The sequence below is a fragment of the Kocuria sp. WN036 genome (assembly GCF_002287015.1).
In the GTDB taxonomy this organism is placed as follows: domain Bacteria; phylum Actinomycetota; class Actinomycetes; order Actinomycetales; family Micrococcaceae; genus Kocuria; species Kocuria rosea.
This window is the reverse complement of the sequence record NZ_NSKF01000031.1, coordinates 1-21563: the sequence shown is the minus strand read 5'-3', so window position 1 is coordinate 21563 and position 21563 is coordinate 1. Positions and strand designations below refer to the sequence as shown.

Genomic DNA, 21563 nt, shown 5'->3' with positions numbered 1-21563 from the left:
CGCTCACGCCCCGGGGGCCGCGTCCCGGCGGGCCTCGAGCTCCGCCACGAGCTCCTCGTGGCGGTCCTGGGTGACGGGGTGGGGGCCGTCGGTGTTCACCAGGTACTCGTGCTCGAGCTGGCAGACCACCCGGCTGTGCAGGACCTGCAGCTCCACGAGGGGGAGCGCGGAGAGCTCGGCGGGGAAGTCGCAGTCCGGGCTCAGGCACGTGTCGCAGTCCTGGGTGCCCCCGGCGCCGGTGCCGGCCGGCGACGTGGCGACGTCGACGCCGCTCACGCCGCCACCCCGCCCGGCTCGGCGCCGTTCCAGCGCGCGGGTGCCGGCGCGGGCGCACCGGCCGGGGGGCGGGCCGCCTCGGCGAGGCCGAACGGCGCGGGCCGGGTGAGCACCCGGACGGCGCCACCGGAGTCGGGGTGGGGGTCGTGGTCGAGGGACCACCGCAGCAGGTCCAGACCGCCCGGGTCCACGTGCTGGGCGCCCGTGAGGTCCACGACGACGGCCGCACCGGGCACCAGGGTGCGGGCGCGGGCCACGAGGGGGGTGAGGATGCGGTGGTTGCGCTCGGTGAGATCGCCGGTGACCACCAGGTGCACGCACCGGGTGTCCAGCTCGATCTGCACGACGACGGACAGGGAGTGGTCCATGGAGGGGTCCTTCCACGACAGGACGTCACGGCCGGCTGCTCGACCCGTGCCATCGAGCCTAGACGCCCGTGACCTGCGTCACCAGTTGTTGCGCCGACTCGTTATGGGACGTGACAGTGCTGCTGGTCCGCCCGCCGAGCGGCCGGGGCGACGCCCGGGGGCCGACACGAGATGTATATCAGCCGCCTGATCGTTTTGTGCCATACTCCGGTTCATGAACTACCTGGGCATCAACGCGATTTTTCATGACCCCGCGGCGGCTCTCGTCGTGGACGGCAGAGTGGTGGCGGCGGCGGAGGAGGAGCGCTTCTCCCGCCGCAAGCACGGCAAGCGCCCCGTGCCGTTCTCGGCGTGGGAGCTGCCCGAGCAGGCCATGCGCTGGTGCCTCGCCGAGGCCGGGCTCACGCCCGCCGACCTGGACGCCGTCGGCTACTCCTTCGACCCTGCCATCGCCGCCGAGATGCCGGACGACCCGTACGACCCGGTGCGCGTGGACTACGCCCGGCGCGCCGCCGGGTTCCTGGCCGAGGCGCTGCCGGGCCTGGACCGCGACAAGGTCCGGTTCGTGGAGCACCACGTGGCCCACGCCGCCTCCGCCGGGCTCGCCGCCCCCACGCGCACGAGCAGCGTCCTGGTGGTCGACGGCCGCGGCGAGGCGCACTCGCACCTGGCCGGCCGCTACCGGGACGGGGAGCTGGAGATCCTGCACCGCCAGGCCCTGCCCGAGTCCCTCGGCCTGCTCTACGAGTCCCTCACCGACCACCTGGGCTTCCTGCGCTCGAGCGACGAGTTCAAGGTCATGGCGCTCGCCTCCTACGGAGAGCCCCGCTTCCTGCCCGAGCTGCGCGAGATCGTCCGTGCCACGGGCGACGGCGGCTTCCGTGCCCAGGCCCCCGACTGGACCCGCTTCGCGCCCCGCCGGATCGACGACGGCACCTGGGGCGGCGACCACGCCGACCTCGCCGCCTCGGTCCAGGCCGTGGTCGAGGAGGTCCTGGTGGACCTCGCCACCTGGCTGCACGGGCAGACCGGGGACACGGTGCTCACCATGGCCGGCGGCACAGCCCTGAACTGCGTGGCCAACTCCCGGATCTGGCGCGAGACGCCCTTCGAGGAGGTCTGGGTCCAGCCCGCCTCCGGGGACTCCGGGACCGCCCTCGGCGCCGCCCTGCACCTGGCCCAGGAGGCCGGGGACCTCGGCGCGCCCCAGCCCACCGCGGCCCTCGGGCGCAGCTGGTCCGGCGAGGAGCTCGCGCAGTGGCTGAGCACCGCCCAGGTGCCCTTCACCACCCCGGAGGACCTCGCCGGCGAGGTCGCCGACATCCTCGCCGGCAACGGCGTGATCGCCTGGTTCGAGGGCCGCAGCGAGTTCGGGCCCCGGGCGCTGGGCCGCCGGTCCCTCCTGGCGAACCCGATCCACCCCGACAACCTCGAACGGCTCAACGACGTCAAGGGCCGCGAGCAGTTCCGGCCGGTGGCGCCCATGGTCCTCGAGGAGCGCGCCGCGGAGATCTTCGGCGGCGGGCCGCTGCCCAGCCCCTTCATGCTCTTCGTGCACGACGTGGCCCCCGAGTGGCGCGAGCGGATCCCCACGGTCACCCACGTGGACGGCACCGCCCGGATCCAGACGATCACCGACGAGGACAACGCCGGGATCGCCGCGCTGCTGCGGGCCTTCGACGAGCGCACGGGCGTGCCCGTCGTCGTCAACACCTCGCTCAACACCGCCGGCCGGCCCATGGTCGACGACCCGCGCGACGCCCTCGAGCTCTTCGGCTCCGCCCCGGTGGCCGCGCTCGTGCTCGGTCCGCACCTGGTCCGCCGCGCCGCCTTCTTCGAGGGGGCCGAGTGACGGCCGCGCCCACGACCTACGCCGTGGTCGTCCCCTCGATGGGACGGCCGAGCCTGCAGTGGCTGCTGGACACCCTCGCCGCCCAGGACGTCGACGCGGACCACCCGGGACCGCTCGAGGTCGTGGTGGTGGACGACCGGCCCGGCGACGTGGAGCCGCTGCGGCCCAGCGTGCCCGGCACCGTGGCCTGGACCGTGCGCACCGTCCGCGGCCACGGACGGGGCCCGGCCGCCGCGCGCAACCGCGGCTGGCGGGTCGCCCGCCGCTCGGGGGCGCAGTGGGTCGCCTTCCTCGACGACGACGTGGAGCTGCCGGCCGGCTGGGCGCAGCGCCTGGCCGAGGACCTCGCCGCGTGCGGCCCGGAGGTCGGCGCGACCCAGGGCCGGATCGACGTCCCCCTCCCGGGCTCCCGCCGGCCCACCGACTGGGAGCGCAACACCGCGTCCCTGCAGGACGCCGACTGGGCGACCGCGGACATGGCCTACCGCACGATTGCGCTCGAGGCCGTCTCCGGCTTCGACGAGCGCTTTCCCCGGGCCTACCGGGAGGACGCCGACCTCGCGCTGCGCGTGCGCCGGGCCGGGTGGCAGCTGGTGCGCGGGCAGCGCCGGATCACCCACCCCGTGCGTCCCGCCGACGACCTCGTGAGCCTGCGCGTGCAGGCCGGCAACGCCGACGACGCCCTGATGCGCCGCCTGCACGGACCCGACTGGCGCCGTGCGGCCGAGGCACCCCCCGGGGGCTTCCGCTGGCACGCCGCGACGGTCGCCGCCCTGGGCGCCACGGGCGCGGGCGCCGGCGCGGCGCTCACCGCCACCGCCCTGGGCCACCGGCCCGCCCGGCGCTCCGCCCTGGCCGCGGCCGGCGCCGGCGCCGCGGCGTGGGGCTGGCTGACCGGCCGGTTCGTGCTGCTGCGCACGGTCCCGGGGCCACGCCCCGGCGACCCCGAGTTCCTGCCCGAGCTCAGCCGCATGGTCCGCACCAGCGTCACGATCCCCGTGGCCGCCGTGCGGCACAAGGCGCGTGGCTGGTGGCGGAACCGGGGGACCGGACCCTGGCCCGTCCCGGTGCGAGCCGTGCTCTTCGACCGGGACGGCACCCTGGTCCACGACGTGCCCTACAACGGCGACCCGGACGCGGTCGAGCTGGTCCCCGGGGCCCGGGAGGCGGTCGACGCCGTGCGCGCGGCCGGGCTGCGGGTGGGCGTGGTGTCCAACCAGTCCGGCATCGGCCGCGGCCTGCTGACCCGCGAGCAGGTCGACGCCGTCAACGCCCGCGTGGCCGAGCTGCTCGGCCCCTTCGACACCTGGCAGCTGTGCCCGCACGCCCCCGAGCAGGACTGCGCGTGCCGCAAGCCTCGGCCCGGCATGGTGCTGGCCGCGGCCGCGGAGCTGGGCGTGGACCCCTCCGAGTGCGTGCTCGTCGGCGACATCGGCGCGGACGTCGAGGCCGCCCAGGCCGCCGGCGCGCGCAGCGTCCTGGTCCCCACCCCGGTGACCCGCGAGGAGGAGGTGGCGGCCGCCCCGGTGGTCGCCCGGACCCTGCGCGAGGCCGTCGCCGCCGTCCTGGCCCCCGCGGCGGACGGGGGGACGGCCGCCCGGCCCGACGCCCGCCCGGTCGCGGCCGAGGCCCGGGGCTGAGCGTGGGCCGCACCCTCGCCGTCCGCCTCGACTCGGACGGGGACGTCCTGCTGACCGGGCCCGCGGTGCGGGCCCTGGCCCGGCTGGGGAACCCGGTGGACCTGCTGGCCTCCCCGTCCGGTGCCGCGGCCGCCCGCCTGCTGCCGGACGTGGACGAGGTCCTCGAGTACTCGGCGCCGTGGTCGGGCTTCCGGCCCCCGCCCGTGGACCGGGAGACGACCGAGGACCTGGTGGACGCCCTCGCCGCCCGCGGCTACGACCTCGCCGTGGTGTTCACGTCCTTCCACCAGAGCCCCCTGCCCATGGCCCTGCTGGCCCGGCTCGCCGGGATCGACCGCGTGGTCGCCACGAGCGAGGACTACCCCGGGTCGCTGCTGGACGTCCGGCACCGCCGCGCGGACCCGCCCGGCGGGGGCCACGAGGTCGAGGCGGCGTGTGCCCTCGCCGTCGCGGCGGGCGCCCCCGAGCCCACCGCCGCCGACCTGCGCCTGGCCGTGCGCCGCCCGCTCCCGCAGCTCCCGGCCGAGGTGTCGGCGCTGCCGGACGGGTTCGTGGCGCTGCACCCCGGCGCCTCGGTCCCGTCCCGCGGGCTCACCGCCGAGCACGCCGGGGCCCTCGCGGCGGGACTCGCCGCGGCCGGGCGCCCGGTCGTCCTCACCGGCGGGCCGGGGGAGCGGGAGCTCACCGCGGCTGCCCGCGCCGCGGCCCGGGAGGCCGCCCCGGACGGCACGGTGCTGGACCTCGCCGGCCGGACCGACCTGCCCGGCCTGGCCGCCGTGCTGGACGCCGCCGCGTGCGTCGTCGTCGGCAACACCGGACCCGCGCACCTGGCCGCGGCCGTGGGCACCCCGGTGGTCTCCCTCTTCTCCCCGGTCGTGCCGCCCGAGCGATGGGCGCCCTGGGGCGTGCCCGTCGTGCTGCTCGGGGACCAGGGCGCGGACTGCCGCGGCTCCCGCGCCCGCGACTGCCCCGTGCCCGGCCACCCGTGCCTGTCCTCCGTGTCCCCGGCGGCCGTGCTCGCGGCCGTCGAGGAGCTCGTGCACGGCGCTCCCGGGGCCCTCGCCACTGTTCCCGAACCGGAAGGAGGACGCGGGTGCGCATCCTGACCTGGCACGTCCACGGATCGTGGACGACATCGTTCGTGCACGGTCCCCACACCTATCTGCTGCCCGTCGTCGCCGACCGCGGCCCCGACGGCCGCGGCCGCGCCGAGACCTGGGACTGGCCGGCGGCCGCCGTCGAGTGCACGCCCGAGGAGCTGGCCGACACCGCGTTCGACGTCGTCCTGCTGCAGCGGCCCCACGAGCTGGAGCTGCTCGAGCGGTGGACCGGGCGCCGGGCGGGGAGCGACGTCCCGGCGGTCTACGTGGAGCACGACACCCCGCGCGGGCCCGCCGTGGCCACCCGCCACCCCCTGGCCGGGCGCTCCGACATCCCCGTGGTCCACGTGACGCACTTCAACCGGATGATGTGGGACAACGGGGACGCGCCCACCGAGGTCGTGGAGCACGGCGTCCTGGACCCCGGACCGCTCTACACGGGACGCACGGCCAGCCTGGCCGCCGTGGTCAACGAGCCCGTCCGGCGCGGGCGGATCGCGGGCACCGACCTGCTGACCGCGCTGGCCCGCGAGCTGCCCGTGGACGTGTACGGCATGGGGATGGACCAGCTCGCCGAGCACGCGCCCCACATGGCCGGGCGGCTGCACGAGAACTATCCTCAGGAGAAGCTGCACGCGGCGCTCGGCGAGCACCGGGCCTACTACCACCCCTACCGGTGGACGAGCCTGGGCCTGGCGCTGCTGGAGGCGATGACCATCGGGATGCCGGTGCTCGGGCTCTCGACCACCGAGGCGCCCCGGGCGGTCCCGCCCGGGGCGGGGCTGCTCTCCAACGACCCGGAGGCCCTCGCCGCCCGCGCCCGGCACTGGCTGGACGATCCCGGTGCGGCGGCCGCCGCGGGCGCCGCCGCCCGCGAGCACGCCCTGGAACACTACGGCGCGGACCGCTTCCTCGCGGAGTGGGACCGCATCCTGGAGAAGGTGACAGCATGAGAATCGCAATGGTCTCCGAGCACGCCAGCCCGCTGGCCGCGCTCGGCGGGGTCGACGCCGGGGGGCAGAACGTCTACGTGGCCGCCCTCGCGGCGGGTCTCGCCCGGCTGGGCCACGACGTCGTCGTGTACACCCGCCGCGACGACGCCCGGCTGCCCGACGTGGTCGAGCTCGCCCCCGGGGCGCACGTGGTCCACGTCCCGGCGGGGCCCCCGAGCCTCCTGCCCAAGGACGACCTCGCGCCGTACATGGACGAGTTCGGACGCTGGCTCGCCCGCGACTGGGCCCACCGCGGGGTCCCCGACCTCGTGCACGCCCACTTCTGGATGTCCGGGATCGCGGCCCGCCGCGCCGCGGAGACGATGCAGATCCCGGTGGTGCAGACCTTCCACGCGCTCGGGGCCGTCAAGCGCCGCCACCAGGGGTCGGCCGACACCAGCCCCACCGGCCGGCTCGCGGCCGAGAACGAGCTCGTCGCCGCGGCGGACCTCGTCCTGGCCACCTGCCGGGACGAACGGGCCGAGCTCCTGGCCCTCGGCGGGGACCCCTCCCGGATCGACGTGGTGCCGTGCGGCGTGGACCTCGACGCCTTCGTCCCCGCGCCGCCGCCCGCCGGTGACCAGCGGCCCCGGATCGTGGCGCTCGGCCGGCTCGTGGAGCGCAAGGGCGTGGACGTCGTCGTGCGCGCCCTCGCCGAGCTGCCGGACGCGGAGCTCGTCGTGGCCGGCGGCCCCGCCCGCGCCGAGCTGGACCGGGACCCCGAGGCCCTGCGGCTGCGGGCGCTGGCCCGGGAGCTCGGCGTGGCCGAGCGCGTGGAGCTGCTCGGCCGCGTGGACCACGACGACGCCGCCGCGCTGCTCGCCACCGCGGACGTCGTGGCCTGCACCCCCTGGTACGAGCCGTTCGGCATGGTCCCGCTCGAGGCGATGGCGTGCGCCCGCCCCGTGGTGGGCAGCGCCGTGGGCGGGCTGCTCGACAGCATCGAGGACGGCGTGACCGGCCTGCACGTGCCCCCGCGGGACGTCGCCGGGACCGCGGCCGCCCTGCGCACCCTGCTGGCGGACCCCGAGCTGGCGGCCCGCATGGGGCGCGCCGGGCGGGAGCGCGTGGAGCGGCTCTTCGGCTGGCGGCACGTGGCCCAGGAGACCGAGCGGTCCTACGCCCGCGTCGTCGCCCGGCACCGCCGGGAGCACCCGCCGCTGCTCCGGCAGACCGAGAACTGGCTCGGGGCCCACCTGGACGAGCTGTCGGTGGCCGCGGGCGAGGCCGCCCAGCACGCCGGCGTGGTGGACCGGTGGGGCGCCCGCCTGGCGGGGATGCTCACGCACGGCGGACGCGTGCTCGCCGTGGGCAACGGCGGCAGCGCCGCGGAGGCCCAGCACTTCACCGCCGAGCTCGTCGGCCGCTTCGTCGACGACCGGCGGCCGCTGTCCGCCGTGTGCCTGTCCGCGGAGACCTCGAGCCTGACCGCCATCGTCAACGACTACGGCGCGGAGGAGGTGTTCGCCCGCCAGGTCCAGGCGCACGGGCGGCCGGGCGACGTGCTCGTGGTGCTGTCCACCAGCGGCCGCAGCCCCAACGTCCTGGCGGCGGCCGACCGGGCGCGGGAGCACGGCCTGCACGTCTGGGCGCTCACCGGCCCCGGCCCCAATCCGCTGACCGAGCGGGCGGACGAGTCCCTGACCGTCGACGCGTCCAGCACCTCGGTGATCCAGGAGGTCCACCTCATGCTGCTCCACGCCGTGTGCGCCGCGGTCGACGCGCGCCTCGTCCCGCCTCCTGACGCCGGCCCGGCCGTGCGCGGGGCCTCCGGCGCCCGGGCCGACGGGGCGGCCGTCCGGGCGGGGGTCGCATGAGCCCCGTCCGCATCGTCGTGGTCGGCGACGCCCTCCTGGACCGGGACGTCGACGGCACGTCCACGCGCCTGAGCCCGGACGCCCCGGTGCCCGTGGTCGACGTCGGTGACGTCTTCGCGAGCCCCGGCGGCGCCGGCCTGGCGGCGCTGCTGTGCGCCCTGCCGCCCGCTGTGGGCCCCGTCCCGGTGGAGGTCACGGTGACCCTGCTGGCACCCGTGGCCGCTGACGCCGCCGGCCACGAGCTCGCCGCCGCCCTCGGGGAGGTGGCCCTCGAGCGCCTCGGCCACGAGGGCGGGACCCGCACCAAGACCCGCATCCGCAGCGCCGGCCAGACGCTGGTGCGCGTGGACGAGGGCGGGCCCGGCACCCCGGTGGGCGTCTCGGCCTCGCACGTCTCCGCGGTCCTCGCGGGCGCGGACGCCGTCCTTGTGTCCGACTACGGGGGAGGCGTCACCCGCGACCCCGCCGTGCGCGCCGCCCTCGCGGAGCACGCCCGGACGGGCACGGTCGTCTGGGACCCCCACCCGCGCGGCGGGGAGCCGGTCCCCGGCTGCGCCCTGGTCACCCCCAACGCGGCCGAGGCCGCCGCCGCCCTGGGTGCCCCCGCGTCGACCGGCGCCCGCGAGCTCGCGGGCACCCTGCGCGAGCGGTGGTCGGCCCGTGCCGTGGCGGTGACGGCCGGGGCCGAGGGCGCCCACCTCGCGACCGCCACGGGCACCGAGCTGGTGCCGGCCGCTCCCGTGCGCAACACCGATCCGTGCGGGGCAGGGGACCGCTTCGCCTCGACCGCGGCCCTGGCCCTCGGCGCGGGCACGGACGTGACCACGGCCGTGGAGTCCGCCGTCGAGGCGGCCGGGCAGTGGGTCGCCGCCGGCGGCGCCGCCACCTTCCGCACCCGCCGCGCCCAGGGCGACCAGGGCCGCGCGCGCCTGCACCCCGGTGCCGAGCGGCTGCCCCGGGAGGTCCAGGACCTGCTGGTGGACGTGCGCGCAGCGGGCGGCACGGTCGTGGCCACGGGCGGCTGCTTCGACGTCCTGCACGCCGGACACATCGCCTCCCTCGACGCCGCGCGCCGGCTCGGCGACGCGCTGGTGGTGCTGCTGAACTCCGACGACTCCGTGCGCCGGCTCAAGGGCCCGGGCCGGCCGGTGGTCGGCCAGGAGGACCGCGCCCGCGTGCTGGCCGCCCTGCGCAGCGTCGACGCGGTCGTCGTCTTCGACGAGGACGACCCCCGCGCGGCCCTGTCCGTCCTGCGCCCCGACGTGTGGGTGAAGGGCGGCGACTACACTCCCGAGCAGCTTCCCGAGGCCGTGGACGTGCGCGGCTGGGGCGGGGAGGTCACCGTCCTGCCCTACCTCTCCGGGCGCTCCACCACGGCGATCCTCCAGCGGGCCGGCCGTGAGGGCTGAGCCCCGTGGCCCCCGCACCGTGGACCCGGGCGAGGTCGGACCGGGCGACGTGCTGGTGCTGCGCGCCCTCGGCCTGGGCGACGGCCTGACCGGCGTGGCGCCCCTGCGCGGGGTCCGGCGCATGCTGCCCCGGCACCGGCTGGTGCTGGCCGCGCCCGAGGGCATCGGCACCTGGCTGGCCGAGCTGGGCGTGGTGGACGCGGTCCTGCCCACGTCCGGGCTCGGCCCGCTCCCGCCGCTGTCCGGCGGGCACGTGGCGGTCAACCTGCACGGGCGCGGTCCGCGCAGCCACGAGCTGCTGCTCGCCACCGGCCCGGAGCGGCTCGTCGCCTTCGCCGCCGCCGGGCACGCCGGCCCCGCGTGGCGGGCCGACGAGCACGAGGTGCACCGGTGGTGCCGGCTGGTGCGCACGGCGGGGGGACCCTGCGGCCCCGAGGACCTGCTGCTGCGCGAGCACGCTCCGGCGCCCGACGGTGCCCCCGTGGTGATCCATCCGGGGGCCGCCTCCGGCGCCCGCCGCTGGCCCGCGGCCCGCTGGCGGACCGTGGCGGAGGCCCTGGCCGCGGACGGCCACCGGATCGTGGTCACCGGCTCCGCCGCCGAGGCGGAGCTGGCCGCGACCGTCACCGGCGGGCTGCCAGCGGCGGAGAACCGGTGCGGCCGGCTCTCCCTGCCGGAGCTGGCCGCCACGGTGGGGGGCGCCGCCGCGGTGCTCAGCGGCGACACGGGCGTCGCCCACGTGGCCACCGCTCTGGCCGTGCGCTCCGTGGTCCTCTTCGGCCCGACGCCGCCGGCCCGGTGGGGCCCCGCGGTGGACCCCGGGCTGCACACCGTGCTGTGGCACGGTGACCCGGCGGCCGCGACGTGGGGCGATCCGCACGCGGACGCCCTGGACGCCCGCCTCGCCGCCGTGACGGCCGACGAGGTCCTCGCCGCCGCCCGCGCCCAGCTCGCCCAGGGCGCCGGGGTCCCGGCCCGGCCCTGAGGCCCGCCGCCCACCACCCGGCCCGTTCGCCGAGCCGTTCCCATCCGACCCGATCCGTCAGGAGCACCGTGAATCCCACAACGAACGCGACCACCGCCGCGAGCGCGACCCGTCCGATCCGCCGGGCCGTGGTGACCGGGGGGACCGGCTTCCTGGGCAGCCACCTGTGCACCGAGCTGCGCCGCCGGGAGGTCGAGGTGGTGTGCCTCGACAACTTCCTCACCGGCTCCGCGGCCAACATCGGCCACCTCGTGGGCGACCCCGGCTTCCGGCTCGTCCAGTGCGACGTCACCGACTACGTGCACGTGCCCGGGGACGTGGACCTCGTCCTGCACTTCGCGTCCCCGGCGTCCCCGATCGACTACCTGAAGCTGCCCATCCACACGCTCAAGGTCGGCTCGATCGGCACCCACCACGCCCTGGGCCTGGCCAAGGACAAGGGCGCCCGGTTCGTGCTGGCCTCCACCTCCGAGGTGTACGGCGATCCGCAGGTGCACCCGCAGGCCGAGAGCTACTGGGGTCATGTCAACCCGGTGGGCCCGCGGGGGGTCTACGACGAGGCCAAGCGCTTCGCGGAGGCCCTGACGGTCGCCTATCGCGCCGAGCACGGGGTGGACACGGCCATCGTGCGGATCTTCAACACCTTCGGGCCCCGGATGCGGCCCTTCGACGGCCGGGCGATCCCCACGTTCATCCGCCAGGCCCTGGCCGGTGAGCCCCTCACCGTGGCCGGGGACGGCACCCAGACGCGCTCCGTCTGCTACGTCTCCGACCTCGTCCGCGGCATCCTCGCCCTGGCCGACAGCGGGCACAGCGGGCCCATGAACATCGGCAACCCGCACGAGCTGTCCGTGCTGCAGATCGCCCACGACGTCATCGCCGCGACCGGCACGTCCTCGGGGGTCGAGTTCGTCGAGCGTCCCGTCGACGACCCCATGGTGCGCCGCCCGGACACCACGCTCGCGACCGAGGTCCTGGGCTGGGCCCCGGAGGTCCCGTGGCCGGAGGGGCTGGAGCGCACCGTCGAGTGGTTCCGGGAGGGCGCCGGCCTCCCGCAGACCGCCGTGCGGTCGCGCTGAGCGCGCGGGCCCGGGCGCTCAGCTGACGTAGCGGCGCGCGGCGCTGGCGCGCTGCGACTCCTCCAGCGCCCGGAACCGCCGCTCGACGCGCTCGGGCAGGGGCCGCCGCTCGCGCAGCACCCACGGCGCACCGCGCAGGGCGTCGAGCAGGGCCAGCGCCGTGACCCGGTCCCGCGGGGCGGCGCCGACCACGTCCCGGGTCCGGCGCAGGGCCGCGCGCAGCGGGCGGCGCAGCCAGATGAACCACAGGGTGTTGCGCAGTCCGTGCCGGCGCCGCAGGTGCGGGTCCCGGACCGTGGAGGCCTGGTGGTGGACCACCACATCGGGCAGGTGCACGAGCTCCCACCCCGCGGTCGCGAGGTCCGCCGCCAGCAGCTCCTCCTCACCGCCGAGCCACAGCCGCTCGCTGAACCCGCCCACCTCGCGGAACGCGGTCCGGCGGACCACGGAGGCCCCCGCCAGGAAGCTGCCGAGGGCGGGGCCGGGCATCCACGCGGGACCCTCGACGGGCGAGTGCAGCAGCTCCGCGTTGATCGCGTCCTCCCGGGACCCGGGCTCCACGAGGATCCTGCCCGTGACCACGCCCAGCCGCGGGTGCGTCTCCAGCGCGTCGGCCGCCCGGCGCAGCGACCCGGGCTCCCACCAGGTGTCGTCGTCGCAGAAGGCCACGAACGGTGCGTCCACGCGCTCCAGCGCGACGTTGCGGCCCACGGCCCCGAGGTTGACGGGGCTCGCCACGAGCTCCGCCCAGGGGTGCCGCGCACGGATCGCGTCCGCGGTGCCGTCCCCGGAGCCGTTGTCGACGACCACCACGTGCGGCCGTTCCGGGATCTCCCGCAGCCGGGCCAGGGCCAGCAGGGCCTCCTCCCGGCGGTTGTGGGTGATCATCACGACCGCCACGCGCGCGTCGGGGCCGGACGCGGGCGGGGGTGCGGGGGTGGTCTCGGTCATGGGCTCTCCTCCGGTGCGGCGGGGTCGGCGGGGGCGGGGCCGTGCAGCAGCGCGAGCGCGGCCTCCGTGGTCGGGGACACCCGGTGCCGGGCGCGCAGCGCGGCCGGGGTGCGGGGGAGGGTGCGGAGCAGACCGCGGCGCCCCGCGCGGCCGGCGCGCAGGGCCCCCCGCAGCTCGTGGGCCACGACCCGCCAGGGCCGGCGCAGGAGCACGGTGAGCAGGTGGCTGCGGACGAGCGCGACCTGCCGGCGCTCGTCCGAGCCCCGGTGCGGCGAGGGGTGGTGGTGGGCGCGGATCTCCGGCACGTAGGACAGCCGCCAGCCGGCGTCGAACAGGTCGAGGGCGAGACGCTCCTCCTCGCCGGGGAAGCGCACGACGTCGTCGAAGCCGCCGGCCGCGAGGAACGCCGTGCGGCGCACGATCGCCCCGCACGCGACGAAGCCGAGCAGCGCCGGGCCGGGGGCCCCGGTGGGGATGCCCAGCGGGGACGCGGCGAGCACGGCGTTGAGGGGGTCCGGGCGCTCCTCGGGGCCCACGGCGATGGACCCGGCGATCAGGCCGAGCCGGGGATGGGCGTCGAACACGGCCGCGGCGCGGGCGAGCGCCCCGGGAGCCCACCACGAGTCGTCGTCGGCGAAGGCCACGTAGGGGGTGCGGGCGAGCCGGACGCCGACGGTCCGGGCCACGGCCCCGACGTTGCGGGGCAGCTCCAGCACCTGCACGTGGGGGTGGGCGGCGCGCACCGCCTCGGCGGAGCCGTCCGTGGAGGCGTTGTCCACGACGACGACGGGCCCCTCGTGCCGGCCCAGGTGCGCCACGAGCTCCTCCCGGCGGTTGCGGGTGGCCACGACCACCGTGACGCGGCACTGGGGGTCCGGGGCGTCCATCGTGTCCTTCCGTCGGGTCCGCCGCGCCGCGGCGGCGGTCGCGGTTGCGGTCGCGGGCCCGCCTCACGGCGGACACGCCCTCCCATCGTAGGGGCACGTCCTCCGGCCCTCCGGCGCACGGCGCGTGACACAATCGGGAGGAGCCTCGGCCACCGGGTTACCGCTGCGAAATACGGCCCGTCCATACTGCACACACTGCCCGCCCCGACCCCGAAAGGCATGTGATCGCCCGACATGTCCGACCTGTTCGAGAACTACGCCGCCGACATGGCCGTGGCGGCGGCCTACGACGAGATGTACACGCCGGACCGGCAGGTCCGCCCCGGCTACGACCGCATCGGCGGTGTCCTCGACGACCTCTCGCTCAGCGACGTCAACACCCGCGCCGACTCCATGGCCCGCTCCTTCCTCGACCGGGGCGTGACCTTCGACTTCGCGGGTGAGGAGCGGCCCTTCCCGCTCGACATCGTGCCCCGGGTGATCACCGCCGGGGAGTGGGACGTCATCGAGCGCGGCGTGAAGCAGCGGGTCCGGGCACTGGAGTGCTTCCTCGACGACGTCTACGGGGAGCAGCGGGTCGTGGCCGACGGGATCGTGCCGAAGGCGCTGATCACCTCCTCCGCCCACTTCCACCGGAGCGTGTGGGGCTTCCGGCCCCCGGGCGGCGTCCGGATCCACGTGGCGGGCATCGACGTGGTCCGGGACCAGCAGGGCGTGTTCCGGGTCCTGGAGGACAACGTGCGCGTGCCCTCCGGGGTCTCCTACGTCATCGAGAACCGGCGGGCCATGACCAAGGGCCTCCCGGAGGCCTTCATGTCGCAGCCGATCCGCGCCGTGGAGGCCTATCCCCGGCACCTCTACAAGGCGCTGCGCGCCACGGCCCCGGAGGCCGCCGAGGACCCCGTGGTGGTGGTCCTCACCCCGGGCGTGTTCAACTCCGCCTACTTCGAGCACACCCTGCTGGCCGGGCTCATGGGGGTGGAGCTCGTGGAGGGCCGCGACCTCGTGGTCCGCGGCGACAAGGTCTACATGCGGACCACCGACGGCGAGCAGCGCGTGGACGTGATCTACAAGCGGATCGACGACGAGTTCGTCGACCCCCTGCACTTCCGCTCCGACTCCGCGCTCGGCTGCTCCGGACTCGTCAACGCGGCCCGCGCCGGAAACGTGACCATCGCCAACGCGATCGGCAACGGTGTGGCCGACGACAAGCTCACCTACTCCTACGTCCCCGACCTCATCCGGTACTACCTCGACGAGGAGCCGGTGCTGCCCAACGTGGACACCTACCGGCTGGAGGAGGACGAAGCCCGCGCCTGGGTGCTCGCGCACCTGGACGAGCTGGTCGTCAAGCCCGTGGACGGGTCCGGCGGCAAGGGCCTGGTCATCGGCCCCCAGGCCACCGCGGCGGAGCTCGAGGAGCTGCGGGCGAAGGTGCTGGCGGACCCGCGCGGGTGGATCGCCCAGCCGGTGCTGCAGCTGTCCACCGTGCCCACGTTCGCGGACGGGGAGTTCAGCCCCCGGCACGTGGACCTGCGGCCCTTCGCGGTCAACAGCGGCGAGGAGGTCTACGTGCTGCCCGGCGGGCTGACCCGGGTGGCCATGCAGAAGGGCTCGCTGATCGTCAACTCCTCGCAGGGCGGCGGCTCGAAGGACACCTGGGTGCTCGGCCAGCCGCAGACCCAGGACCTCGACCCCGGCCAGGCCCCGCCCCCGGACGTCGACTCCTCTGTGCACACGTGGCCGGTCTCCGCGTCCTGGCAGGACGAGGGCGACAACGGCCAGCAGCAGCAGCAGCAACAGGCCGTGACCACCACCGCGGGCACCACCGCGACGACCCGCACCGGAGAGGGGCCCACATGCTGAGCCGCATTGCCGAGTCCCTGTTCTGGATCGGCCGCTACGTCGAGCGGGCCGACGGGGTGGCCCGGATCCTCGACGTCCACCTGGAGCGGATCACCCAGCTGCCCGTGGGCGAGCAGGAGGCCGAGGTGCGCCGGATCATGGCGGTGATGGGCGTGGAGCCCGGGGACGGCGACTACAGCGTCCGGTCGATGATCCACGAGCTCGCGTGGAACAAGGACTGCCTGACCTCCATCTCGGGCTCCCTGCACGCCGCCCGCGAGAACGCCCGCCGCGCCCGGGAGACCGTGTCCTCGGCCATGTGGGAGTCGCTCAACTCCACGTACTACGGCCTGGGCCAGCACCGCCGCGACGTCGTCGGCACCTTCCGCGTCTGCCACTGGACCATCGAGCGGATGGCCACCGTGCGCGGGCAGACCCAGATGACCATGTCCCACGACGAGTCCTGGATGTTCTTGTCCCTGGGCGCGGCGATCGAGCGGGCGGACATGACGTCCCGGCTGCTGTGGACCCGGTCCACGTCCACCTCCGGCATGTCGTGGGTGTCGATCCTGCACTGCGCCGGCGGGTACGAGGCCTTCCTGCGCACCCGCTACGGCACGTTCAGCGACGAGTCCGCGACCGAGTTCCTGCTCCTGGACCGGCTCTTCCCCCGCTCGATCCTGCACGCGCTGACCACGGCGGAGGAGATCCTCGTGGGCCTGGAGCCGGGTCTGCAGCGGGTCGGCTTCAAGGACGACGCCCGGCGGATCATCGGCGAGGCGCGTACGGCGCTGGAGTTCCACCACGCGGAGGACCTCATCGCGGTGCTGCCCGAGCACCTGAACAACGTCCAGGCCGCGTGCGCGAGGGCGTCGGAGGCCGTGAGCACCAAGTACTTCTCGCACGCCGTCGAGGCGTCCTGGTTCGGAGGCATGCTGTGACCCGGCTCAAGATCGACCACGTCACCCGCTACGACTACAACGACAACGTCTCGAAGTCCTACAACGAGGCCCGGATGACGCCCCTCTCGGACGACGAGCAGATCGTGCTCGAGGCGGAGCTGACGCTGAGCCCGGGGACCGCCACGGTCAGCAACTACCGGGACTACTGGGGCACCCGGGTCGCGGCCTTCGACATCCAGGGCCGGCACCGGCACCTGGAGGTCCGCTCCTCGGCCACGGTGGAGGTGCACCGGCGGCCCGGCGACGAGGTCGCCGACGGGCTGAGCTGGGAGGAGCTGGCGACCCCCGAGGTCCTCGACGCGGTCTCCGACCACGTGCCCCAGACCCCGCTCACCCGGCTCGGCCCCGAGTTGGAGAAGGTCGCCGAGGAGATCCGCAAGGAGGCGGCCGACCCGGCCGCGGCGGCCGCGGCGATCTTCCGGGGCATCGCCTCGCACATGCAGTACGTGCCGGGGGTCACCGGGGTGCACACGGACGCCGAGGCCGCCTGGCGGGAGGCCAAGGGCGTGTGCCAGGACCTCGCGCACGTGGCCATCGGCATGATGCGGCACATCGGGATCCCGGCCCGCTACGTCTCCGGGTACCTGCACCCGGACTACGAGGCGGGCATCGGTACGACCGTGCCGGGGGAGTCCCACGCGTGGGTGGAGTGGTGGAACGACCGCTGGTACGCCTACGACCCGACCAACCACACGCGGCTCACCGACTTCCACGTCACCGTGGCCCGCGGCCGCGACTACACCGACGTCACCCCGCTCAAGGGCATGGTCACCGGCGGCGGCGGCACCTCGGGGCTGCAGGTCCAGGTCGAGGTCACGCAGACCGCGTGACGACGGCGGGGCCGCCCACCTCCCCGAGGTGGGCGGCCCCGCCGTGACGGGTGGGACTCCTAGCTCTCGAAGCGGAAGTTCTTCGGGGCGACCGTCAGCCCGGAGGGCGTCACGGTCAGGCCGCGGGCCCGGTCCTGCTCCGCGTCCACGCCGACCTTCACGCCCGGGGGCACCACCACGTTCTTGTCGAGGATGCACCGCTCCACCACGGCACCCTCGCCGATCTGGACGTTGGGCAGCAGGATCGACTGGTTGACGGTGGCGTCGTTGTTGACCAGCACCTTCGGGGAGAGCACCGACTCGGTCACGCGCCCGCCGGTGACCAGGACGCCGCGCGAGAGGATCGAGTCCGTCGCGATGCCGCCCTCGCCCCTCGGGCCGCGCACGAGCTTCGCCGGCGGGGCCTGCATCTCGTTGGTGTAGAGCGGCCAGGCGTAGTTGTACAGGTTGAACACCGGCAGCGGGCGGATCAGGTCCATGTGGGAGTCGTAGTACGAGTCCAGGGTGCCGACGTCGCGCCAGTACTGCCGGTCCCGGTCCGTGGAGCCCGGGACGTCGTTGTTCGTGAAGTCGTAGACGGCGGCCTCGCCGCGGTCCGCGAACCACGGCATGATGTCCCCGCCCATGTCGTGGCTCGTGTCCTCCTTCGCCTCGTCGGCCCGCAGGGCCTCGACGAGCGCGTCGGTGTCGAAGACGTAGTTGCCCATCGAGGCGAAGAAGGCGTTGGGGTCGTCCGGCAGGGGGGCCGTGCTCTGGGGCTTCTCCACGAAGCGGGTGATCTTCGTGACGTCCTCGGGGTCCGTCTCGATCACGCCGAAGGACGTCACCATCTCCATCGGCTGGCGCACGCCCGCCACGGTGGCGCGGGCCCCGGACCGCACGTGGAAGTCCACCATGTCGGAAAAGTCCATCCGGTACACGTGGTCCGCGCCGACCACCACCACGATGTCCGGCTTCTCGTCGTCGATGAGGTTCATCGACTGGAAGATGGCGTTGGCGGAGCCCAGGAACCACTCCTTGCCGCGCCGCTGCTGGGCCGGCACGGTGACCACGTAGTTGCCCAGCTGGGCGGACAGGCGCCAGGTCTGGGTGACGTGCTGGTCCAGGGAGTGCGACTTGTACTGGGTGAGCACCACGACCTGGAGATAGCCGGAGTTCACGATGTTGGACAGCGCGAAGTCGATCAGCCGGTAGCCGCCCGCGAAGGGCACCGCGGGCTTGGCGCGGTCCTCGGTGAGCGGCATCAGGCGCTTGCCCTCGCCTCCGGCCAGGACGATCGCGAGAACCTTCTTACGGTGGGGCATGGGAACCTCTCTGTCTTCTTCGGCAATCGGGCGCAACATCTCCGCCTCGCGGTGCGGAACCACTCGACAGGCGCCTTCATTGTGTCTTAACAGCCGCGCAGGGGAGTGACCGCTCGCACAGGAGTCCTGATGTGTCTCCCGGAACGGCGCGCACGGATCCCAGCGCGCGATTCCCCGTGGCACCGTGCCGATCCTGCAGTACGCTCGGAACCGTGCGAGTAGATATCTTGTCCAAGGAGTTCCCGCCCGAGATCTACGGCGGCGCCGGAGTCCACGTGTCCGAGCTCTCGCGGGTCCTGGCCCCGCTCGTCGACCTGAGGGTGCGGTGCTTCGGCGCTCCGCGCGAGCCCCGGGTCAACGGCGTCGAGGTCCAGGCCTACCCCGTGCCCGCGGACCTGGCCGGCGCCAACGCCGCGATCCAGACGCTGGGGGTGGACCTCGCGATGATCGGCGACATCGCCGGCGCGGACCTGGTGCACTCCCACACCTGGTACGCCAACATGGGCGGGCACCTCGCGTCGCTGATGTACGGCATCCCCCACGTCCTCTCCGCGCACTCCCTCGAGCCCCTGCGCCCGTGGAAGGCCGAGCAGCTCGGCGGCGGGTACGCGGTCTCCTCCTTCGTGGAGAAGACCGCCTACGAGGCCGCCGCGGCGATCATCGCCGTCTCCGACGGGATGCGCCAGGACATCCTCCGGTCCTATCCGGACGTCGACCCCGACCGGGTCCGGACGGTGCACAACGGCATCGACGTGAGCCAGTGGGTGCGCGACGAGGGCACCGACGTGCTCGAGTCCCACGGCATCGACCCGGCCAAGCCCTCCGTGGCGTTCGTGGGCCGTGTCACCCGGCAGAAGGGCGTGCCGTTCCTGCTGCGCGCCGCGGCTCTGCTGCCCGAGGACGTGCAGCTCGTGCTGTGCGCCGGCGCCGCCGACACCCCGGAGCTCGGGGCCGAGGTCAACGCGCTCATCGACGAGCTGAGGGCCACCCGGTCCGGGGTGGTGCTCATCGAGAAGATGCTGCCGCGCCGCGAGATCGTGCAGATCCTCTCCGGCGCCACGGCCTTCGCCTGCCCGTCCGTGTACGAGCCGCTCGGGATCGTCAACCTCGAGGCCATGGCCTGCGGCACCGCCGTGGTCGCCTCCGCCACGGGCGGCATTCCCGAGGTCGTCGTCGACGGGGAGACGGGCCGGCTGGTCGCCATCGAGCAGGCCCAGGACGGCACCGGCACGCCGGTCGATCCCGAGAAGTTCGTGGCCGACTTCGCCGCCGCGCTGACCGAGGTGGTCTCCGACCCGGTGCGCGCCCGGGAGATGGGCGCCGCCGGCCGGCGCCGCGCCGAGGAGCACTTCGCGTGGGAGTCCATCGCCGAGCGGACCCTGGAGGTCTACCGCTCCGTCCTCTGAGCCGCCCCGGCCCCGCATGCCCTCGGCGGGCGGCGCCGGCGCCGGACGGTGAGAGGCGGCGGCCACCGTGGTCCCGTGGGAGAACGGGACGGCGGCGGCCGCCGCCGGCACAGGTGAGGGGGGTCCCCGGCCGTGTCGAGGGTCCCTGGCACCGGCGGGGACGGGGGGCTCCCCGGTGGCGCGAACGCAACCCTCGAACGAGCATCGTCCCAGGTCAGCTGGAGAATCCTGGAGATGCTCAGCCTCCATTCAACCGCATGGCGGGGCGCGGTGGAAGTCGGAAGCGGCCTTACTCAGAGGTTTTCATCAAAATTTCCGGAGCCCGCCACCGGCCCTCCCGGCAGCGGGGCCGATGTGAACGGCGGCCGCGCATGTGGTACCTTATTTTCTGTTGCGTTCAGGAGGAACGGCCGGAAACGGCACCACGTTCGCCCTGGATCCACTCGCGCGGGTGGCGGAATAGGCAGACGCGCTAGCTTGAGGTGCTAGTCCTCGTATTAGAGGGTGGGGGTTCAAGTCCCCCCTCGCGCACAGTGCGATGTCTCAGGACATCGGAAACACCCCGGACCTGTGGTCCGGGGTGTTTTTGTGTGTCCGGGGTGTTTTTCTGTGTGCGGGGGGTCGGGTGAAGGTCCTCGAGCCGCTGACGGACACCGACCACGGCTCCCCCCAGTTCACGATCCGCGACGGCGGCGGCAACCTGTGGACCATGGGCACCTGCCGCGGCGCATGAGCCGATGAGGACCGGCGCCCCGACTCGTGCTCCCCCCTGAGCCGTCCTGGCCTGCCGCAACGGGCGCTGGGCGTGCGAGCTCACCCCCTGCACCGCAGTCGGACCACCGTCCTGACCATCGAGTCTTTTGACGGAGGCGGTCGGATGGTTCCAGATCCGACGGTGGCCAGTGTCCGGAGCCGGTTCGACAGCCACGAACGGGAGCGGGGACGGTCTCGCCCATAGGGGGCTGGGCGGTTCGCAGCGCGCCCTCCGTGTTTCAGGAACGGTCGGCGGCGGCCTCCAGGTCGGCGATGACGAGCTTGCGCATCGACAACATCGCGGCCATCACCCGCTGCGCCCGGCCCGGATCGGGATCGGCCAGCAGCTCGACGAGCCTGCGGGGCACCATTTGCCAGGACAGCCCGTACTTGTCCTTGAGCCACCCGCACATGCTCTCCTGCCCGCCGTCGGCGGTGAGAGCTTCCCAGTACCGGTCCACCTCCGCCTGATCGGCGCAGTCGATCTGGAACGACACCGCTTCGCTGAAGCTGAACTCGGGCCCGCCATTGAGCGCGGTGAACGGATGACCGTCGAGCTCGAACTCCACGGTCAGCACCATCTCGGCCGGCCGCGGCCCGGCCTCGCCGTAGTAGGTGATGTCGGTGATCCGGGAGTTGGGGAACACCGTGAGATAGAAGTTCGCTGCGTCCTGGGCTTCGGTGTCGAACCACAGGCAGGGCGTGAGAGTAGTCATGGTGGGATTGTCTGCTTCCGCGCCCGGCCTGGGGAAGGTACAGGGAAGACATGACGACGCCTCGTGCAGAAGAAACTCGAGGGGGCCCGAATGTCGACGCCGTACTAATACTGAGCAGATGGAACCATGGCGAGAAACCACCGGTGTCGGTTCCGCTCGAAGTTTGAGCTGTTTGTCCGTGCGAATAGTGAGCACCTCGCGGGGTTGTTCTAGTTTGCCGGTCCGGTCTCGGTGACGGAAGGCAGGGTCTCGATGCTGGTGTGCCGGATGCGGTAGCTGGTGCCCTTGGTGGTGATGATCTCGGCGTGGTGGACGATGCGGTCGATCATGGCCGCGGCGATCGTGGTGTCCCCGAAGACCTCGCCCCATCTCGAGAAGGGCAGGTTCGAGG

The 21563-nt window shown here is 74.6% G+C and carries 19 protein-coding genes and 1 tRNA gene; 13 read left to right on the top strand and 7 right to left on the bottom strand.

Annotation, left to right across the window (positions count from 1 at the left end; translation table 11 throughout):
- Positions 1-3: 3 nt before the first annotated feature.
- Together CK505_RS15610 and CK505_RS15605 are read right to left on the bottom strand one after the other, a co-directional pair.
- Entirely contained in the window at positions 4-276 is a 273-nt protein-coding gene (locus CK505_RS15610; protein WP_255250977.1) for a hypothetical protein, read from the bottom strand.
- The gene (locus CK505_RS15605; protein ID WP_017834325.1) at positions 273-644 is read right to left on the bottom strand and encodes a hypothetical protein; all 372 of its coding nucleotides are present in this window, start codon (positions 642-644) and stop codon (positions 273-275) included. Before CK505_RS15605 ends, CK505_RS15610 begins: the two co-directional genes overlap by 4 nt.
- 214 nt (positions 645-858) lie before the next feature.
- Here CK505_RS15605 and CK505_RS15600 point away from each other — a divergent pair, with 214 nt between their 5' ends.
- The 8 genes from CK505_RS15600 (at position 859) to CK505_RS15565 (ending at position 11518) form a co-directional block, all read left to right on the top strand.
- Positions 859-2496, top strand: coding sequence for a carbamoyltransferase C-terminal domain-containing protein (locus CK505_RS15600; RefSeq protein ID WP_095651648.1), 1638 nt, complete (start codon positions 859-861; stop codon positions 2494-2496).
- A complete protein-coding gene (locus tag CK505_RS15595) occupies positions 2493-4136 on the top strand; it encodes an HAD-IIIA family hydrolase (RefSeq protein WP_176475382.1) in 1644 nt (547 codons plus the stop codon). The genes CK505_RS15600 and CK505_RS15595 overlap by 4 nt, the downstream gene beginning before the upstream one ends.
- A 2-nt stretch (positions 4137-4138) precedes the next feature.
- Positions 4139-5242 (top strand): glycosyltransferase family 9 protein, encoded by a 1104-nt coding sequence (locus CK505_RS15590; protein WP_095651647.1) that lies wholly within the window; start codon positions 4139-4141, stop codon positions 5240-5242.
- Entirely contained in the window at positions 5230-6189 is a 960-nt protein-coding gene (locus CK505_RS15585) for a glycosyltransferase (protein WP_095651646.1), read from the top strand. Before CK505_RS15590 ends, CK505_RS15585 begins: the two co-directional genes overlap by 13 nt.
- On the top strand, positions 6186-8045 hold the full coding sequence (locus CK505_RS19090; protein ID WP_095651645.1) for a glycosyltransferase: 1860 nt from the start codon (positions 6186-6188) through the stop codon (positions 8043-8045). The genes CK505_RS15585 and CK505_RS19090 overlap by 4 nt, the downstream gene beginning before the upstream one ends.
- A complete protein-coding gene (locus CK505_RS15575) occupies positions 8042-9454 on the top strand; it encodes a PfkB family carbohydrate kinase (RefSeq protein ID WP_095651644.1) in 1413 nt (470 codons plus the stop codon). Before CK505_RS19090 ends, CK505_RS15575 begins: the two co-directional genes overlap by 4 nt.
- The gene (locus tag CK505_RS15570) at positions 9444-10439 is read left to right on the top strand and encodes a glycosyltransferase family 9 protein (protein ID WP_255250976.1); all 996 of its coding nucleotides are present in this window, start codon (positions 9444-9446) and stop codon (positions 10437-10439) included. Before CK505_RS15575 ends, CK505_RS15570 begins: the two co-directional genes overlap by 11 nt.
- Positions 10440-10507: 68 nt before the next feature.
- Positions 10508-11518, top strand: a complete 1011-nt coding sequence (locus CK505_RS15565) for a UDP-glucuronic acid decarboxylase family protein (protein ID WP_095651642.1) — start codon at positions 10508-10510, stop codon at positions 11516-11518.
- A gap of 18 nt (positions 11519-11536) precedes the next feature.
- Here CK505_RS15565 and CK505_RS15560 read toward each other — a convergent pair whose 3' ends face one another.
- Together CK505_RS15560 and CK505_RS15555 are read right to left on the bottom strand one after the other, a co-directional pair.
- Complete coding sequence (locus tag CK505_RS15560; RefSeq protein ID WP_095651641.1) at positions 11537-12469, bottom strand: glycosyltransferase family 2 protein; 933 nt, start codon at positions 12467-12469, stop codon at positions 11537-11539.
- Positions 12466-13356: a glycosyltransferase family 2 protein gene (locus tag CK505_RS15555; protein ID WP_095651640.1), complete on the bottom strand. Its 891-nt coding sequence runs from the start codon at positions 13354-13356 to the stop codon at positions 12466-12468. The genes CK505_RS15560 and CK505_RS15555 overlap by 4 nt, the downstream gene beginning before the upstream one ends.
- 234 nt (positions 13357-13590) lie before the next feature.
- Here CK505_RS15555 and CK505_RS15550 point away from each other — a divergent pair, with 234 nt between their 5' ends.
- From CK505_RS15550 to CK505_RS15540, 3 genes are read left to right on the top strand one after another with little or no spacing between them, the layout of a single operon-like run.
- A complete protein-coding gene (locus tag CK505_RS15550; protein WP_095651639.1) occupies positions 13591-15222 on the top strand; it encodes a circularly permuted type 2 ATP-grasp protein in 1632 nt (543 codons plus the stop codon).
- Complete coding sequence (locus CK505_RS15545; protein ID WP_017834313.1) at positions 15216-16142, top strand: alpha-E domain-containing protein; 927 nt, start codon at positions 15216-15218, stop codon at positions 16140-16142. Before CK505_RS15550 ends, CK505_RS15545 begins: the two co-directional genes overlap by 7 nt.
- Positions 16139-16993, top strand: a complete 855-nt coding sequence (locus CK505_RS15540; RefSeq protein WP_017834312.1) for a transglutaminase family protein — start codon at positions 16139-16141, stop codon at positions 16991-16993. Before CK505_RS15545 ends, CK505_RS15540 begins: the two co-directional genes overlap by 4 nt.
- A gap of 59 nt (positions 16994-17052) precedes the next feature.
- On the opposite strand, the gene glgC is transcribed toward CK505_RS15540, so the two are convergent.
- The gene (gene glgC, locus CK505_RS15535) at positions 17053-18297 is read right to left on the bottom strand and encodes a glucose-1-phosphate adenylyltransferase (protein WP_017834311.1); all 1245 of its coding nucleotides are present in this window, start codon (positions 18295-18297) and stop codon (positions 17053-17055) included.
- Positions 18298-18509: 212 nt separating this feature from the next.
- Here glgC and glgA point away from each other — a divergent pair, with 212 nt between their 5' ends.
- Together glgA and CK505_RS15525 are read left to right on the top strand one after the other, a co-directional pair.
- A complete protein-coding gene (glgA, locus tag CK505_RS15530) occupies positions 18510-19703 on the top strand; it encodes a glycogen synthase (protein ID WP_095651638.1) in 1194 nt (397 codons plus the stop codon).
- 445 nt (positions 19704-20148) lie between these two features.
- A tRNA-Leu gene (locus CK505_RS15525) sits at positions 20149-20234 on the top strand.
- Positions 20235-20695: 461 nt separating this feature from the next.
- Here CK505_RS15525 and CK505_RS15520 read toward each other — a convergent pair.
- Positions 20696-21172: a VOC family protein gene (locus tag CK505_RS15520; protein WP_017834308.1), complete on the bottom strand. Its 477-nt coding sequence runs from the start codon at positions 21170-21172 to the stop codon at positions 20696-20698.
- Positions 21173-21381: 209 nt separating this feature from the next.
- On the bottom strand, positions 21382-21563 hold a 182-nt coding region (locus tag CK505_RS15515), incomplete at its 5' end, for an ATP-binding protein (RefSeq protein ID WP_176475381.1).

Excerpts from the sequence above, each read along its gene's own strand:
- CK505_RS15550 (WP_095651639.1), top strand. The coding sequence starts at position 13,591 with ATGTCCGACCTGTTCGAGAACTACGCCGCCGACATGGCCGTGGCGGCG.
- CK505_RS15545 (WP_017834313.1), top strand. The coding sequence starts at position 15,216 with ATGCTGAGCCGCATTGCCGAGTCCCTGTTCTGGATCGGCCGCTACGTC.
- CK505_RS15600 (WP_095651648.1), top strand. The coding sequence starts at position 859 with ATGAACTACCTGGGCATCAACGCGATTTTTCATGACCCCGCGGCGGCT.
- CK505_RS15555 (WP_095651640.1), bottom strand. The coding sequence starts at position 13,356 with ATGGACGCCCCGGACCCCCAGTGCCGCGTCACGGTGGTCGTGGCCACC.
- CK505_RS15560 (WP_095651641.1), bottom strand. The coding sequence starts at position 12,469 with ATGACCGAGACCACCCCCGCACCCCCGCCCGCGTCCGGCCCCGACGCG.
- CK505_RS19090 (WP_095651645.1), top strand. The coding sequence starts at position 6,186 with ATGAGAATCGCAATGGTCTCCGAGCACGCCAGCCCGCTGGCCGCGCTC.
- CK505_RS15605 (WP_017834325.1), bottom strand. The coding sequence starts at position 644 with ATGGACCACTCCCTGTCCGTCGTCGTGCAGATCGAGCTGGACACCCGG.
- CK505_RS15520 (WP_017834308.1), bottom strand. The coding sequence starts at position 21,172 with ATGACTACTCTCACGCCCTGCCTGTGGTTCGACACCGAAGCCCAGGAC.
- glgC (WP_017834311.1), bottom strand. The coding sequence starts at position 18,297 with ATGCCCCACCGTAAGAAGGTTCTCGCGATCGTCCTGGCCGGAGGCGAG.
- CK505_RS15575 (WP_095651644.1), top strand. The coding sequence starts at position 8,042 with ATGAGCCCCGTCCGCATCGTCGTGGTCGGCGACGCCCTCCTGGACCGG.